The sequence below is a fragment of the Actinomyces timonensis DSM 23838 genome (genome assembly GCF_000295095.1).
GTDB classification, from domain to species: domain Bacteria; phylum Actinomycetota; class Actinomycetes; order Actinomycetales; family Actinomycetaceae; genus Actinomyces; species Actinomyces timonensis.
Map to the genome: position 1 here is coordinate 541,690 of NZ_JH806632.1, position 13,777 is coordinate 555,466.

Annotated in this window: 14 protein-coding genes; all 14 read right to left on the reverse strand. The window is 62.5% G+C overall.

The window, feature by feature from the left end:
* Positions 1-13: 13 nt before the first annotated feature.
* The 14 genes from A1QA_RS0102450 to rplJ all read right to left on the reverse strand — a co-directional run bounded on the left by A1QA_RS0102450 (position 14) and on the right by rplJ (position 13,666).
* Positions 14-1,234, reverse strand: coding sequence for a sensor histidine kinase (locus A1QA_RS0102450; protein WP_017177345.1), 1,221 nt, complete (start codon positions 1,232-1,234; stop codon positions 14-16).
* Between the two features lie 4 nt (positions 1,235-1,238).
* Complete coding sequence (locus A1QA_RS0102455) at positions 1,239-2,132, reverse strand: type II secretion system F family protein (protein ID WP_017177346.1); 894 nt, start codon at positions 2,130-2,132, stop codon at positions 1,239-1,241.
* A gap of 3 nt (positions 2,133-2,135) precedes the next feature.
* Positions 2,136-3,059, reverse strand: a complete 924-nt coding sequence (locus A1QA_RS0102460; RefSeq protein ID WP_026048624.1) for a type II secretion system F family protein — start codon at positions 3,057-3,059, stop codon at positions 2,136-2,138.
* Positions 3,056-4,360, reverse strand: coding sequence for a TadA family conjugal transfer-associated ATPase (locus A1QA_RS0102465; protein WP_017177348.1), 1,305 nt, complete (start codon positions 4,358-4,360; stop codon positions 3,056-3,058). Before A1QA_RS0102465 ends, A1QA_RS0102460 begins: the two co-directional genes overlap by 4 nt.
* A 1-nt stretch (position 4,361) precedes the next feature.
* Positions 4,362-4,700 (reverse strand): TadE/TadG family type IV pilus assembly protein, encoded by a 339-nt coding sequence (locus A1QA_RS0102470; protein WP_017177349.1) that lies wholly within the window; start codon positions 4,698-4,700, stop codon positions 4,362-4,364.
* Between the two features lie 64 nt (positions 4,701-4,764).
* Positions 4,765-6,360: a CpaE/TadZ family protein gene (locus tag A1QA_RS0102475; protein ID WP_154652201.1), complete on the reverse strand. Its 1,596-nt coding sequence runs from the start codon at positions 6,358-6,360 to the stop codon at positions 4,765-4,767.
* Entirely contained in the window at positions 6,360-7,082 is a 723-nt protein-coding gene (cpaB, locus tag A1QA_RS0102480) for a Flp pilus assembly protein CpaB (RefSeq protein WP_043507985.1), read from the reverse strand. The genes A1QA_RS0102475 and cpaB overlap by 1 nt, the downstream gene beginning before the upstream one ends.
* A 1,347-nt stretch (positions 7,083-8,429) precedes the next feature.
* On the reverse strand, positions 8,430-9,248 hold the full coding sequence (locus tag A1QA_RS13135; RefSeq protein ID WP_017177352.1) for a prepilin peptidase: 819 nt from the start codon (positions 9,246-9,248) through the stop codon (positions 8,430-8,432).
* Entirely contained in the window at positions 9,245-9,706 is a 462-nt protein-coding gene (locus A1QA_RS13140) for a DUF192 domain-containing protein (RefSeq protein ID WP_082181103.1), read from the reverse strand. The genes A1QA_RS13135 and A1QA_RS13140 overlap by 4 nt, the downstream gene beginning before the upstream one ends.
* Positions 9,707-9,784: 78 nt before the next feature.
* Positions 9,785-10,195 (reverse strand): hypothetical protein, encoded by a 411-nt coding sequence (locus A1QA_RS0102495; RefSeq protein ID WP_017177354.1) that lies wholly within the window; start codon positions 10,193-10,195, stop codon positions 9,785-9,787.
* Positions 10,196-10,198: 3 nt separating this feature from the next.
* Positions 10,199-10,660, reverse strand: coding sequence for a hypothetical protein (locus A1QA_RS0102500; protein ID WP_017177355.1), 462 nt, complete (start codon positions 10,658-10,660; stop codon positions 10,199-10,201).
* Positions 10,661-10,953: 293 nt separating this feature from the next.
* A complete protein-coding gene (locus A1QA_RS15700) occupies positions 10,954-12,432 on the reverse strand; it encodes a hypothetical protein (protein ID WP_154652202.1) in 1,479 nt (492 codons plus the stop codon).
* A 250-nt stretch (positions 12,433-12,682) separates the two neighbouring features.
* A complete protein-coding gene (gene rplL, locus A1QA_RS0102510; protein ID WP_017177357.1) occupies positions 12,683-13,075 on the reverse strand; it encodes a 50S ribosomal protein L7/L12 in 393 nt (130 codons plus the stop codon).
* A 69-nt stretch (positions 13,076-13,144) separates the two neighbouring features.
* Positions 13,145-13,666, reverse strand: coding sequence for a 50S ribosomal protein L10 (rplJ, locus tag A1QA_RS0102515; protein ID WP_017177358.1), 522 nt, complete (start codon positions 13,664-13,666; stop codon positions 13,145-13,147).
* Positions 13,667-13,777 lie beyond the last annotated feature (111 nt).

Consider the following 13,777-nt stretch of genomic DNA (forward strand, 5'->3'; position numbering starts at 1 on the left):
TATTTTCAACGCTCTACCTCCTCGACATACTGAGCGCTCGCAGTGGGACAACCAGCCTCAAACACAGGCCGTCACCATTCTCCGAGCGGGATGAAACCTCGAGCCACGCTCCGAGAGAATCCGCCCGCTCTTTCATTCCTTGAAAGCCATAATGGCCGACTCTGCCCTTATCAGCGATCACTGAGGCGGGAAGGCCGCGACCATCATCAGAGATCTCAATGAGCAGATCCTCCCCGAGCCGCTTCGCGGTGAAATACACATGCCGCGCACCAGAATGCTTCTCGGCGTTCACGAGGGCCTCTCCGACGATGCGATGCAACTGCCACATCGCTTCTGGGGTTGAACGAAGAGCGCCCAACGTGCTGTCAATATCGAACACGGGTGTGATCGATGAGCGATCGCCCCAACGGACGACCGCTTCTTCAAGCGCCGCAACAGTATTGTCCTCACCCCCCACGCGGAGCCCATCCAATACAATACGGGCCTCTCGGCTAGCCTCGTCCGCCGACTCGAACAGTGTGCGGGAGAGAAGCGCGCACGTATGGCCCTCCTCGCGGAGGGCGCCATCCAGGGTCTCGGAGAGCATTCTTATTCCGTGAACACTTTTCGCAAGCGAGTCGTGGAGATCTCTCGCTATCGAAAGGCGCTCAGCCATGGCCCGGCGTTCCTCGCGCGCGCTGGCGACCTCAGCTGAGAGCTCGCCGATATCCCACACTTTCCGCCTCCATTTGTTGCCCAGCACGACGCTCGACACTATCCCAAGGCTCATTAGAAACGAGCTTCCCCTCACAGAATCTCCGGCAACGCCGCAAACAGCGATCCATGAGATGATTCCTGAGGCCCATACCGCAGGCCAGAGCGATGACATCGCAAGTCCGATAAACACTGCCGAGACGAGCGCGTAGGAGGACCAAAGCGCACGGAGGTTGTCCGCGTAACTGACGGCGCTCAGCAGCAGCAGACAGCCCACGACGAGATCAACGCAAGTGAGGAACCAATCGTGAAGAAATAACGGTAGACGCCTCCTGAGCCCTTGATAGCACGCCCAGCACACGGCGGTCGCCAGCACCGGCAGAAGAGCCGTGGCATAGGGCGCCCTCGATCCGAGGAGGAGTACCTCGCCAGCGAACAAGACTCCCATCCGGGCCACCGTCACTACACCGAGCGCATCCATGACCCCTCGGTCGTTGACAACTCGAAGCAGGGATTCGCTCGAGGCCTGATGCGGCGGCATCAACTTATCCTCCCAGGATTTTTGCCAGGACATCACGATTCGCGAAGATGAAGCCGCCGATCATGAGGATCATGGTCCCTGGTACCATCGTCACCGTCGCGATGAGCGCAACCTTCGGCTGCGCCTTGCCTGCCGCTTGAAGCACCTGCTGCGCCCGCGTTCTTCGGATCTCCCTCACGATCGAACTAAGAGCGTCCCCAATCGGTGTGCCCAGTTCCTCCGATTGCAGGAGGGCACCGACGAAGACGTCCACATTCTCCGAGCGGCATCGTTCTCGCGTCGCAGCGAAGGCATCTCGTCGAGCAACCCCAAGTCGCATCTGATGAAGGGCCATCCGCATCTCCTCGGCGACTGGCCCGTCGAAGTAGTCGCAGACCCTTTCCAGAGCACTTCGGAAAGGGATTCCCGAGCGAACCGTAACGGCGAGCACCTCCAGGAAATCAGGAAGGTCCCTGTTCACCGAATCCTGCCTCTTGCGTACCGCTTGAGCCAACCACAGATACATCCATCCGGAGAATATAAGAGCAATCGTCGCGCCGATGTAGGGATGCCCAAGCAGTAACATCAATGCGAAGATCACCGCACTGAGAACAAGGAACCCGGCCTCTCGCTGAATGAAGAGGTCAAGCGTAAGGCCTTCCGGGTTGCCAGCATTCTTGAGCCGCCTGTCGAGCGAGCGGAGCCTCGACTGGCCATACAGCTGGCGCAAGAGTCGCTGGCCACGCAGCCCTACGGCGTCAAGGAGCCTGACGAAGAGACCGTCATCCTTGGTCTTACTCGCCTCCAAACCATCGCCACCAAGATAGTCCGCATCGTGGCCTCGAACCATTCTGATTCCTGCGGCGGCCGTCAAGACATACACGAACGACAACAACGCCACGCCCAACGCCAGCAGCATAGCTCACACCTCAACCCTCGAGACAAGCCGCATGAGAAGAACTCCGATGACGAAGAACACTGCGGATACCACCAAAATGATCTGGCCGACTAACGATGTGGCCATATCATCGAGAACACCGGGGCGCATCATGTTGAGGAGAATCACCGAGGCCGCGCCGATGCATGGAACGATGTACGCACCGAATGCTGTTCCCAGAACTGCGGTTCGCACCTGACGGTGCAGTTGCTTGCGATCCTCCAGCGCAATAGCGATGTCTTGAAGCGCCGCCACGAGCGCGCCACCGGAGCGCGATTGAATGACGATAGTCCTTACGAGCACATTGAGTTCCCTGGAGGGCAGTCTCGCCGACAGCTCCTGCAGCGCACCGTCAAGTGACCAGCCCAGTTTCAACCGCGCGACCACGTCATTGATCTCAGTGTGGCTCGGCTCAGGCAATTCTTTGGCGGCCAAGGCCAGCGATCGCTCGACAGAAAGGCCCGCCGATGTTCCATTGGACAGAAAACGCGACAATTCGGGGAGTTGCGCGATGAACATTTCGGCCCGACGCAGGATCTTCCGTTTCAGCCACATATTGAATGCTACGGGGACAGCTAAGGCAATGACCCCGCCAGCGATATACCCGACAATATACCGTGCACCGAGAAACGTAATAATTGAAAAGAGCGCGATGACCGACTGCACGATTGTCGACGACCACTGTATTCCCGCTCCTGCGAGGCGTCGGCGAAACGAATTCTGCACGGGCAGTCGGTCAATTCTGGCCGCCAGCCGTCTGAGAGCTCCGGCACGCTCGCCACCGTCTGCGCCCAGTGCCGCAGCGACTTCCGCAGAACGCTGTGACGCCATACCGAATACGAAGCAAGCCGCCCCACCGGCCACCAGAGTGGCGGTAAGTGATACAAGAATTGCGCCAATTCCGCTCATGCTGCGGCCTCCACAGCGAGTCCCATCGGCAAGCTTCCTCCATGGCGAAGCACTCGATCAGCCATCTGGTGTGGGATCGACCTCATCTCGAACTTCCCTTCTCCTCTGCGAGCTGAGCGCACGTATTCAAGGATCGAGGAGGTCTGGTAGGCGTCTCGATGACGGGAGGTGACAGTTTCAATAGTCGAGACCCGCCTCACGCCTTCGGAGTCGCGTTCCAACTGGACGATCACATCGATCGCGCCGTTGATCTGGTCACGGATTGTCTCCACAGGAAGTTCGACATCGGACATTGAGGCAAGGGTCTCCAGCCGGCTCAGCGCGTCCGCGGCGGAGTTGGCGTGAACCGTTGTCAAGGAACCCTCATGCCCTGTGTTCATCGCTTGGAGCATATCGAGCGTCTCACCACCACGGACCTCGCCAACAATAATCCGATCGGGCCGCATACGCAGCGAGTTACGCACAAGATCCCTGATCGTCACCTGACCGCGCCCCTCAGTGTTGGGGGGCCGGGCCTCCAAGCGCACCACATGCGGTTGCTGGAGGGATAGCTCAGCAGCGTCTTCGATAGTGATGATCCGCTCGCGGCCTGAGATCACGCCAGACAGGGCGTTGAGGAAGGTTGTTTTTCCTGAACCTGTCCCGCCGGAAACCAGGATGTTGAGCCGCGCCTCGACTAGCGAGCCCAGGAGGTCGGCCGCTTCTTGAGGAAGCGACCTGCGCGCAACGAGATCGGCCAGCCTGAAGGGCTGCGGAAATCGCCGGATGGTGATTGTTGGTCCATCGAGAGCGAGAGGTGGGATAATGACGTTGACACGCTCGCCTCCAGGAAGACGGGCGTCGACCATCGGACTCGACTCGTCGATGCGCCGGTTGACCGAGGATACGATCCTGTCGATCAACTGGTAGAGGTCGGCCTCCGAGGTGAAGCGCGTCGGCACTCGCTCAATTCGCCCCGAGCGCTCGACGAACACGTCGTCGGCGCCATTGACCATAATCTCCGTGACGCTGCTGTCGGCCACAAGAGGCTCGAGGACACCAAGGCCAACGGCATCATCGATGACCCGCTTTATGAGCCAGGCCCGCTCCCGTGGCGACATGATCGGGCCCTCGAGCGAGAGCAATCGGGACAGCACCCTCTCCAGGCGAGCCCTCTGCTGGGCCTGCTCCAGACCGGCGACCTCATCGAGATCGACCTCGTCGAGGAGCCTGCTCCTGTACTCGGCGACCAGATCTTCTCGGCTCCCCGCCGACTGCCGTGTGCCGCGCTCCGAAGGCGCGACGCGATCCTGCAGTGCCATCTCAGCGCTCCGGGAAGTAGGCCGTGCGGGTCACAGTGACATCTTCCGTCGTGATCGACGGGAGACCGATCGGCACCCTGGCCGTGACGCTGACACATCTTCCGGAAGCGCAGTTGTCCGAAACTGATTCAAGCCTCACCCAGTCAGGCAGGCTCCTTTCGACAGCCTCACCGGGCGCTTGTCCGAGCATCGCTGCCCGAGCACCGTCGCGAGCGGCGGACTCCACAGAGGTGACAGTGGAGACCGCGAGGAAGCCCTGGACCAAGAACAGCGTGACAAGTACGAGAATCGGCACGAAGGCGACCAGCTCGATGTCGAGGACCCCCTTCTCCTCCCGCAAGAGTCTTCTTCGCAGGCACGGCCACCAGCTTTGCATTTCTCGGCGCACAGATTTCCCAGGCATGCTATCTCTCCCAGACAATTCCTGACGACGCGGTTGTATGAGCGTCGATCACGGATGGAACCGGCAAAGTCACCGTCACCTTGTTCGAGGCCGAACGCTCGATCGTCATCTCCGAGGCATAGACACCTGGAAGATCATGGGCGACCACCGCGTGAACCTCTTCAACCGATTTTCCGACGGCATACGCATGCGCAGCCTCTTTCGCCGCATGGTTCGCATACATATATGAAATACCGAACCCTAAACCTTGGATACACATAAGAAGCGCCATTGTCGCAAGAGCGAAGACCACGGGAAACTCGACCATGATCTGCCCCTTCTCGGGTCGCGCTTTGCGACGGAGCGCCGAGCGGCGCCTCCGCGCACGTCCACCGCGCTTACTCGTCTGATGGGCCTGGGGCTCACTCAGTCCGTCATGACCCGTGGCGTCCGTGGCACCACGCGTTGTGACACTGCCTGCGGCGTTTGTGGACGTGACGACAGTGTTGGCGAGCTCCTCCCCCGCCTTGGAGAGTTCTGCCACGCTGGACGTGAGGAGCGTCGAGGAATTGAACGCATTCTCCGCTTGTGCGGTCACGTCGCGGACAGAGACGGCAAGGGGCATGCCAGACATGCGCGAGGCGGAAGACGGCTGAATCTCCCGCTGGCGGCTAGTCCGATTGAGGACGAGCGCCCTCGATCTTCCTCGGCCGATGTCGAGGCGGTCCAGCGATTCCTCAAGCTTCCGCACGGCGCGTAGAGCGGGCGTATCCGGGGTCGCCACGACGAGGACCTGATCGGCTGATTCCAGGCCCATCGCGAGAAGCTCATCAAGTCGGCTTCCGCAGTCGATCATGACGTAGTCGAACTGATACCTGAGCATCGAGATGATCTGGCGTGCCGCCGTATCCGTGAGGGATTCTCCGTCCTCGCTAGCCTCGGGCGCGGGAAGCAGAGCGAGGCCTCCGGGCAGCGGGTACATGACCTCGGCGACTTCACGCGCGCTCGCCTCCGCCGCGATATCAACGAGGTCAGTGATTGAGCGCCTCACGGTGATCCCAGACATAGCCGCGATGCATCCCGATCGCACGTCTAGATCGACGATACAGGTCCGTCCTCTCCTCGCCAGCTGTGCCGCAGTCATCAAGGCCAGTGTGGATGTGCCGACTCCTCCCTTGGCACCAACAAACGCGACGACTGATCCCAAACCGCGGGGCATGAGGTCCTCGGGCGCGCTCGTGCTCGCTCGCACCGTGCGGGACCACTCGAGGACAGGCTGGAGCCTGCTGGAGATCTCCTCTACTGACAGTGGCAGCGCGAGCACCGTCCGCGCACCGGCGTCCATGGCAGCCGTGAGTGTCTCGGCGCTGCGGCTGCGCGCTAGGAGGACAATGGGAACAAGCGGGTGCGCACGCGCCAATTCCTGAATCACAGACAGCGCTGGAAGGGAGCTGAGCCCCTCATCGACGAGCACGCAGGACGTATCCGCATCCGACACTTCCTCGCGCAGGCGCTCGAGAGAGTCAAGCGCGGATATTCCGCTGAGCCCTTCGACCTCCGAGAGCGCTGCGGTGACCTGCATCCTGACGTCATGGTCTTCTGTAAGCAGGAATTGCATCACTGACCACCTCCTGCCGGGGCAGCGCCAGTTGACGAGCCATAGTTAGGGTTGCTGACACTTGAATCGTCTCCGTCGCGGCGAAGCAGGAGCCGAACCTTCGTGGAGAAGCTCTCCGCGTAGGCGAGCTTGAGCGACTCCTCCGGGGTGAGCGAGAACGTGACCGGTACCTTTTCACTCTCCTGCTCAAAATTCCCTTCGCCGTCCTTCTTCTGGACTGCCGTCGCCACGCCCACCTCGGTGATGAGGGCATTCTGGATGATCACCGAGGCGTTCTGGGACTTGTTCTCCGAATCCTCCGTGGTTGAGATGACGTCGACGCGCGCGCCAGGAGAAATGCGCCCTGCTACGCCCGTTTCCGAGTCCACCATGATGGTGACCTCCCGATATCCTTCCGTGAGCTGAGGAGGATCGATGAGCATGCTCGCCTGGAGCGTGTCGCCCTTCTTGTAGGCCCCCGCTGCCACCTTGCCGTCAAGCGCCGAGGTGTCCTTAATGGCACCGTCCGGAACCCATCGTTCAGGTATTTCGACGGTTTCCACGTTGGATGCTGAGATTGCCTGGAGCTCGTTGACGTCGCCAGACAGTTTGACCACGGTGGTCATCGGGCCGACCTGCGAGGAGACAGATTGGACGTAACTGAAGACCGCTCCGAAGGTGACCACGGCTCCGAGGATGGTGACGAGGATGAGTAACACTCCTCGTCGCTGGCGCGGATTCATCTGTTCTCCTTCATCGGGTGGGGGCGTAGGCCGGCGGCAGTGGCGCGGAGGTCGGTGCAGCGGACTTTGGCGAGTTGGTGACGACGATTGGCCTCGCCCACGCAGGAGCCTGTTGTTCCGCGTGAGCAGCATCGGACGGGCGCGCATGGGGCGCACCAGGTAGGTTCGGTTGCGGCTGCGCGGAGTGGCTAGGAGGCTTCGCTGGTGTTGCGGATACCGATGGTGGACTCTGCGGCGGCGCGGGGGGTGATGAATGAGTCGGAGCTGTGGCTGGTGCGGCAGGGACTGCCGACGGGGCCGCCTGCCGACCATGACCCGTGGGGTACGACCTCGTCGCTGGTGCCGCCTGCACGGCGTCGGGGATGGCGCGCGTATCCTGAACAGGGAAATGGGGCCAGGTTCCGCAGAGCACGCATCCTTGGGGAAGCGCAGGACTGCCACACCGCGCGCATCGCGCCCGAGAAACGTGCTCAAGCGCCCGGGAGACGATGACGCGGGGGTCGATCGTCAGCCAGGACATCTCGGCCCAGTTCTTCGCCGGCCACGTGTGAGAGATAGGGAGGAGCTGCTCCCGATGGATCCCCATGCTGGCAAGGGCGCCGCTGACCCGTCCGGAATGATCGTCCGCCGCCCACACGCTGAGGCTCGCCTTCGTCGGCGGCTCCCATCCTGGCGTGGTCACCCGACTGACGGTGGACTGCTCCAAGTCAAGGCAGAACTTCGATCCGGGGAGGAGTCCTTGGACGTGCTGCAGAAGGCTCGGCGCGGGCGCTGTCACTTTGGATACGGAGGTGAGGACGACCCTCGTGCGCAGCGCGCGCAGCGCGAGTTCCACCACGGCGGGCACCTGGGCGAGCAACTGAGGCGTCACGTTGCTCGCGCAGTAGGCGAGAAGCTTGAACCTGGTCTCCGATTGGTTGATCGCCAACACCCCGAGGCCTGGACGCCCGAGCGAGGTGCGCACGAGACGGGCCTCATGCTCATCCACGCCACTGCGGCACAGCAAGAGAACGGGCCAGTCACTCTCAGTCTGCTCGAGGATCCCGAGCGCCTGCTGCGCGTCGACATCACTGACGACAGCGGCGTGAGGGCGGGTTCCGGTGAGCACGAGCATGGGCAGGGCCTCCTGACGCCGCGCTCTCGAAGCGAGGACGAGCACGGTCATCGATCTACAGGGACAAGGGAGAGAGAGCGCGCTCGGTTGAGCAGAAGCACGTTCCCGTTTCGATGGCTCCACTCTAGGTCTCAGGACGGTCACGCGCGACGGGTACCGCTTCCCATCTCTGTGAACCTCGTCAACCACGAGGTCGGACAACATGTGCACGGCTCAGACAACGCTAGGGGCGGTCACGGCACTGCCAGCGGCCACACGAGGAACGCCCCCGCGATGAGGTAGGGGCCGTACGCCATGGGATCCTTTCGACCAGCCCGGCGCAGGGAGAGGAAGGCAAGAGCCATGAGCCCGCCGAGCATGACCCCGCTCCAGAGAGCGAGTGCCGGCGGCATCGCGCCGTACCACCCGAGCCAGAGCCCGATGACCGCGCACAGCTTGACATCGCCAAGGCCAAGGCCCGTTCGGAGTAGAGCGGCGAGGAGGCTGATTGCTCCGGCAGCCAGTGCGCATAGCACGGATCGCAGCGCATCGTGCGCCAGCGCGGGTGTGATCGCCGTAGCAATGACGCCGCAGCCGGCGAGCCAGAGCGCTGCAGAACCGAGGAGCCGATTGGGCAGGATATGGGCCACGGCGTCGGCGCTTGCGGCGACGCCCAGCAGGGCAACAACCGGTAGGGCAGTGGCCGACTGGACTTGGCTTCCCGTCTGCCCCCCCCACCACGCCACTCCGCCGCACGTCGTGAGGGCGAGGAGGCCTTGGGGAAGCGGGTTGAGGAGCCACCGGCGACGCAGCGTCGGCCGCCACTCGGGCTCAGCGTGAGCATCAGCATCGTCGGAGCGCGACCCGCCGGAGTCCTTCTGCGCGGCCTGGGACGTGGCAGCGTCCTCAGCCGCGGTGAGCAACAGGTCCTCAGCCGCCCCGGTCCTGACCGAACCTTCGGGAAACGCCAGCTTGTGAACGTAGTTCCGGGTCCATCGTGCGATCGGACCCGCTGCGAGCCCCACGGCCACAACAACCTCAGCCCCGAGAAGCCAATTGACACCGTGCATCATGCCCGTGAGGCCTCCGGCTCCGCACCATCTCCGAACTCGGCGACCGGCCCGAAGCCTCCGATGCTCGAACCGCCGCCTGTCATCTCCGTGGTCGTGATGACTGTGCCTCGATGGATGCCAAGCGCCTCGGCCTGGCCAGCCTCCATCTCGATGACCGCAGTAGCAGAGACTCGGGGAGCGCCCAGGCGCCCGGGGCGATGGGTGGTCATGGCGGCGACATGCCCTGTTCTGGAGAGGTAGATGACATCGAGGGCGTAGCGCATGCCGAAGCAGTGGATCCAGTTACAGCGGGTGATCCAGAGAGCTCCAGCGATGCCGTCGGTGCCGAGGAGGCCCTTGTTGCGCTCGGCGCGGGTGCGGGCCGTCCAGACGGGGAGTGAGGTCACGCGCCCGTCCACGATGAGCAGCGGCAGTGTGGTGGGAACGCTCGTCGACCACACAGGGGATGTTGTCATCATGACGCTCACCCTAGGCGAGGGCCGGGATGGCGCACGAGGGGCGAGCGCCCCAGCGATCACCCCTCATCGCCCCCTAAGTCATACACGCGCGCTCGGCTTGACAAGGAGGACACCAAGCCCGGCACCGATCAGAATGGCCACGGCGTCATGCAGCATCGCCTGGTTCGTCTCTCCGGTGGTCAACAGTTGGAAGAGGAGCACGAGCAGTGCTGTGATCACCCCGTAGGCAACGCCGTACGCGAGTCCCGTCAAACGGGCTGGGTATCCCTCTCGCCGACGGAGCCAGATCAGCCCGACTAGAGAGACAATAGCCTGCCTCACTCCCTCGATGACGAAGAACAGCACGGGGATGCCGGTGTTAGCGCCGATGAGTCCGAACGCATTCGCAAGACCTGGGATAGCAACGACGATGAGATTATACAAAAGAACAGAGACAAAACTCCCGACAGACACAACCAGGAGGTTCCGAGCGTGAATCTCGCGCGTCACCGATCATCCTTTCTTGACGACTGCGCTGAACAGAATATCCCATAGGGACGTTCCTTGCGCCAACCCCCCAGGCTCGGAGATTGCAATCAACCGCCAGAACCCTTTGTCCCCATCGGAAATATAGAAGCACACCTGATCAACAGTCCGGGGTGTCGCACCTCCAGAACCTCCGTCGGAATGAGTCCAGCTAATGACAATCGCCTCAACCTCCTGATCGCCCATCGGCCAGGTCTCAGAAGTCCTCGCAACATAGGTGTTCTCACGCGTCGGGCTCATGAGAAGGGTCTCCTGAGCATACCCCTCGGCGCTGAGGTCGCGCCCCGCGTCATCCGCGTAGGTGACAAGGATCCGCGGGATCTCCGTGCCCGCGCCATCAGGCCAGACGGTCGTCTCCAGCGCGCCGTAGGCATCCGTCCACTCCTGAGACGCGGTCGCCTCAGGAACCGTCAAGGTCAGTCCATACATCTGAAGCGCTTTACCCCCTGGAGACGTGGGCTTGACCTCACGAGACGGCAGATCCGGCGCCACGGGAACCTCACTGGCGGCCCTCCACTCCGCCGGAGTCGGAGCCGCAGCCGATCCCGTCTGATCCGCGGAGGTCGACGAAGCCGCCTCGCCACCCGCATTGTCCGATCCGCAGCCTGTCAGCACAGCAACGGCACCTCCTGCCAGAACGAGCCTACCCATGTCCCTACGTGAGTACATCCCACTCTCCTTCATTCTCGGCGGCGTCGCGAGCGACACCTGCCACACCCAGACTAGCAGCCCTCCCACGGCACCCACTTCGTACCATCCCAATATTCACCATCACTGTAGTTCACAGACTTGCTCTCATCTTTATATCCGACCCCGAAGTTGAAGCCGTCCCCCTTCGCGGAGAGGTCGAGAGCGAGATTGGTATTGTCGTCGGTGACAACTTTCCTTTTCGTCACCTGGCCATTGGCCTTAGCCTCTTCGACAAACTCTTGATACGGGTTGTGGCCGGCCAGCATCTGCGCCGCCCCAACCACCGGGATCCCAGCGGCAAGCATAAGGCTGTATCCTTTTGCGGCAGACTCAGGATTTGTCATATCCACCTGGGTCTCGACAACCTGACCACCTTCCTTGCTGATCCCAGGGTCATCACCGATGAGCGGATTGAGGATCTCACCCTTGACCTCACCATTGACAAGAGCCGTCATCGTTGTCGTCAACGGTTTTCCATTCGCATCCACCTTCACCGCGATCATCGTCTCCATCGTCCCATTAGCCTGGCCATGCACATCAGAGACCGCGGCGGGATTGATCTGGATAGTACCATCGGCGCTCGCAGACACATTGGCCTTGTAGTAGTAGGTGGCACTGCCATCAGCGTCGAAGGTCGCCCCCAGCGCTCCCGATAGATCCGCCTTCGCTCCAACAGACGCTGGTCCAGCATTCGCACTCCCGCTGATACCACCACGGACACCACCTTCCACGGTGTGCGATTTTGGCTCGGGGAGTTTGTAGGTTCGAGCCCCATGAGAATCGGTCACATAATCATAAATGCCTTTCACCGGCCCAATCACCGGCGTAGTGTCATTGGTGATCTGATTCTGGAAGTAGTCAACCATCCGCTCCATCTCTTCCTTAGATCCGACCTCATACGTGGTGGAGTACTCCCCGGTCGCACCAACCTCAGCGGCAGCATTTTTTTCTACATCAAGGCCAGCTTTCTTCGATCCTTTTCCACTCGATCCCCCCTTATTGCCCTTGCCTCCTTTTCCGCCAAAGCTATGGTCGCGACTTTGGTCATCCCATGTACCGCTCGCGCTAATGCCAGGCGATGTGAACTCGTAACTCACATCACCCTTATACGTCCTCGTGATCCTGTAGGTGCCGTCGCTCATCTGCTCGACCTTAAGCCGCTCGCCGCCTTCGAGGGTGACGAAGAAGGTCCCGCTCACGCTCTTCTCACGAGAGTTCTCTGAGACAACACAAGGCCCTTTCGGCTTCCTATCATCCGCCTTGTCATCACCGGAGCCGCAGTTGAGCGGAGCACCTCCGCCTAGTTGGGAGATCGCGCTCTCGATCTTGCAGACGATGGCCTTGCTGATATCCGTACCAGCGGTCCCCAGTCCGGCCGCGATGATGGCAGCAATCAGCACTGCTACCACGATGGCCATCCCAGAATGCTCGACGAGCGTCTGGCCGCTCTCGCCGTTGCGGCGGCCCTTCGGCTTCCTACAGGTCGTGTCCATGCGTCCGGAGTCCTTCATGGCACGATCGAACCTCAGCAGGTCGCCAGGGGGCCAGGGGCAGCCGCCCCATCCCGCGCCCCTTTCCGCGTCATTGCAGCCCTCCGCGCACCCAGCCACGTTCCTCGGCGCCTTGCTCTTCCCGGTCACCCCCAGCGCCTTCAAGACGCGACTGGGCCCCGGCCACCTCGCGGTGGTCGGGGCCCAGCGGTGTTCGCGGCTCCCCCGCCGGCTCAGGCCACGTGGGCGCGCACCGGCGTCGGGGATGGGCTCACTTGAGGGTGACGGTGGCGCCAGCGCCCTCGAGCTGCTCCTTGGCCTTCTCGGCGGCGTCCTTGGCAACGCCCTCGAGGACGGGCTTCGGGGCGCCGTCGACGAGGTCCTTGGCCTCCTTCAGACCGAGGGAGGTCAGGGCGCGCACCTCCTTGATGACCTGGATCTTCTTGTCGCCAGCGGCCTCGAGGATGACGTCGAACTCGGTCTTCTCCTCGGCGGCGTCGCCACCGGCAGCCGCAGCGCCGGGGGCGGCGGCCACGGCCACGGCGGCCGGGGCGGCGGCGGTGACGTCGAAGGTCTCCTCGAAAGCCTTGACGAACTCGGACAGCTCGATGAGGGTGAGCTCCTTGAAGGCCTCGATGAGCTCGTCGGTGGTCAGCTTCGCCATGATGGGCGTTCCTTCCTGGTTAAGTGGTTCCTGCGCGGGCAGGATGGGGGATGACGCACGCGGCCTGGATCAGGCCGCGGCCTCCTGCTTGTCGCGCAGGGCGTCGACGGTGCGCACGGCCTTGGAGGCCGGTGCGGCGAAGAGGCAAGCAGCCTTGGACAGGGACGCCTTCATAGCGCCCGCGGCCTTGGCGAGCAGAACCTCGCGGGATTCGAGAGATGCGAGCTTGTCGACGCCGTCGGCGGACAGCACGGAGCCATCCATGACACCGCCCTTGATGACGAGCTCCTTGTTGTCCTTGGCGAAGTCACGCAGGGCCTTCGCGGCCTCCACCGGCTCACCGGTGACGAAGGTGAGGGCCGTGGGGCCCTTGAGGTCCTCCGCGAAAGCCTCGAAGCCGACCTGGCGGGCGGCGATCGCGGCGAGCGTGTTCTTCACCACGGTGTACTCGGCGTTACCGGCGAGGGAGCGGCGCAGCGTCTTCAGCTGGGCAACGCTCATCCCGCGGTACTCAGTCAGCAGCACGGCGCCGGAGGCGCGGAACTTGTCCGCGATCTCGGCAACAGCCGCTTCCTTGTCAGGCCGTGCCATGGGCCCTCCTTCCGTGGTCTGCCGCAGCGCCCCTCACGGAAGAAGCCCCGCGCCGGTGGGCACGGGGCTCGGGGTCCAGCGATGCTGGAGCGGTCTCGTCTCACCTGCGCC

What these genes read in the sequence shown, in the direction of transcription:
- A1QA_RS0102460 (WP_026048624.1), bottom strand. Translation starts at nt 3,059, where the DNA reads ATGAGCGGAATTGGCGCAATTCTTGTATCACTTACCGCCACTCTGGTG.
- A1QA_RS15700 (WP_154652202.1), bottom strand. Translation starts at nt 12,432, where the DNA reads ATGAAGGACTCCGGACGCATGGACACGACCTGTAGGAAGCCGAAGGGC.
- A1QA_RS13135 (WP_017177352.1), bottom strand. Translation starts at nt 9,248, where the DNA reads ATGATGCACGGTGTCAATTGGCTTCTCGGGGCTGAGGTTGTTGTGGCC.
- cpaB (WP_043507985.1), bottom strand. Translation starts at nt 7,082, where the DNA reads ATGAATCCGCGCCAGCGACGAGGAGTGTTACTCATCCTCGTCACCATC.
- A1QA_RS0102475 (WP_154652201.1), bottom strand. Translation starts at nt 6,360, where the DNA reads ATGCAATTCCTGCTTACAGAAGACCATGACGTCAGGATGCAGGTCACC.
- A1QA_RS0102500 (WP_017177355.1), bottom strand. Translation starts at nt 10,660, where the DNA reads ATGTATGGACTGACCTTGACGGTTCCTGAGGCGACCGCGTCTCAGGAG.
- A1QA_RS0102465 (WP_017177348.1), bottom strand. Translation starts at nt 4,360, where the DNA reads ATGGCACTGCAGGATCGCGTCGCGCCTTCGGAGCGCGGCACACGGCAG.
- rplL (WP_017177357.1), bottom strand. Translation starts at nt 13,075, where the DNA reads ATGGCGAAGCTGACCACCGACGAGCTCATCGAGGCCTTCAAGGAGCTC.
- rplJ (WP_017177358.1), bottom strand. Translation starts at nt 13,666, where the DNA reads ATGGCACGGCCTGACAAGGAAGCGGCTGTTGCCGAGATCGCGGACAAG.
- A1QA_RS13140 (WP_082181103.1), bottom strand. Translation starts at nt 9,706, where the DNA reads ATGATGACAACATCCCCTGTGTGGTCGACGAGCGTTCCCACCACACTG.
- A1QA_RS0102455 (WP_017177346.1), bottom strand. Translation starts at nt 2,132, where the DNA reads ATGCTGCTGGCGTTGGGCGTGGCGTTGTTGTCGTTCGTGTATGTCTTG.
- A1QA_RS0102450 (WP_017177345.1), bottom strand. Translation starts at nt 1,234, where the DNA reads ATGCCGCCGCATCAGGCCTCGAGCGAATCCCTGCTTCGAGTTGTCAAC.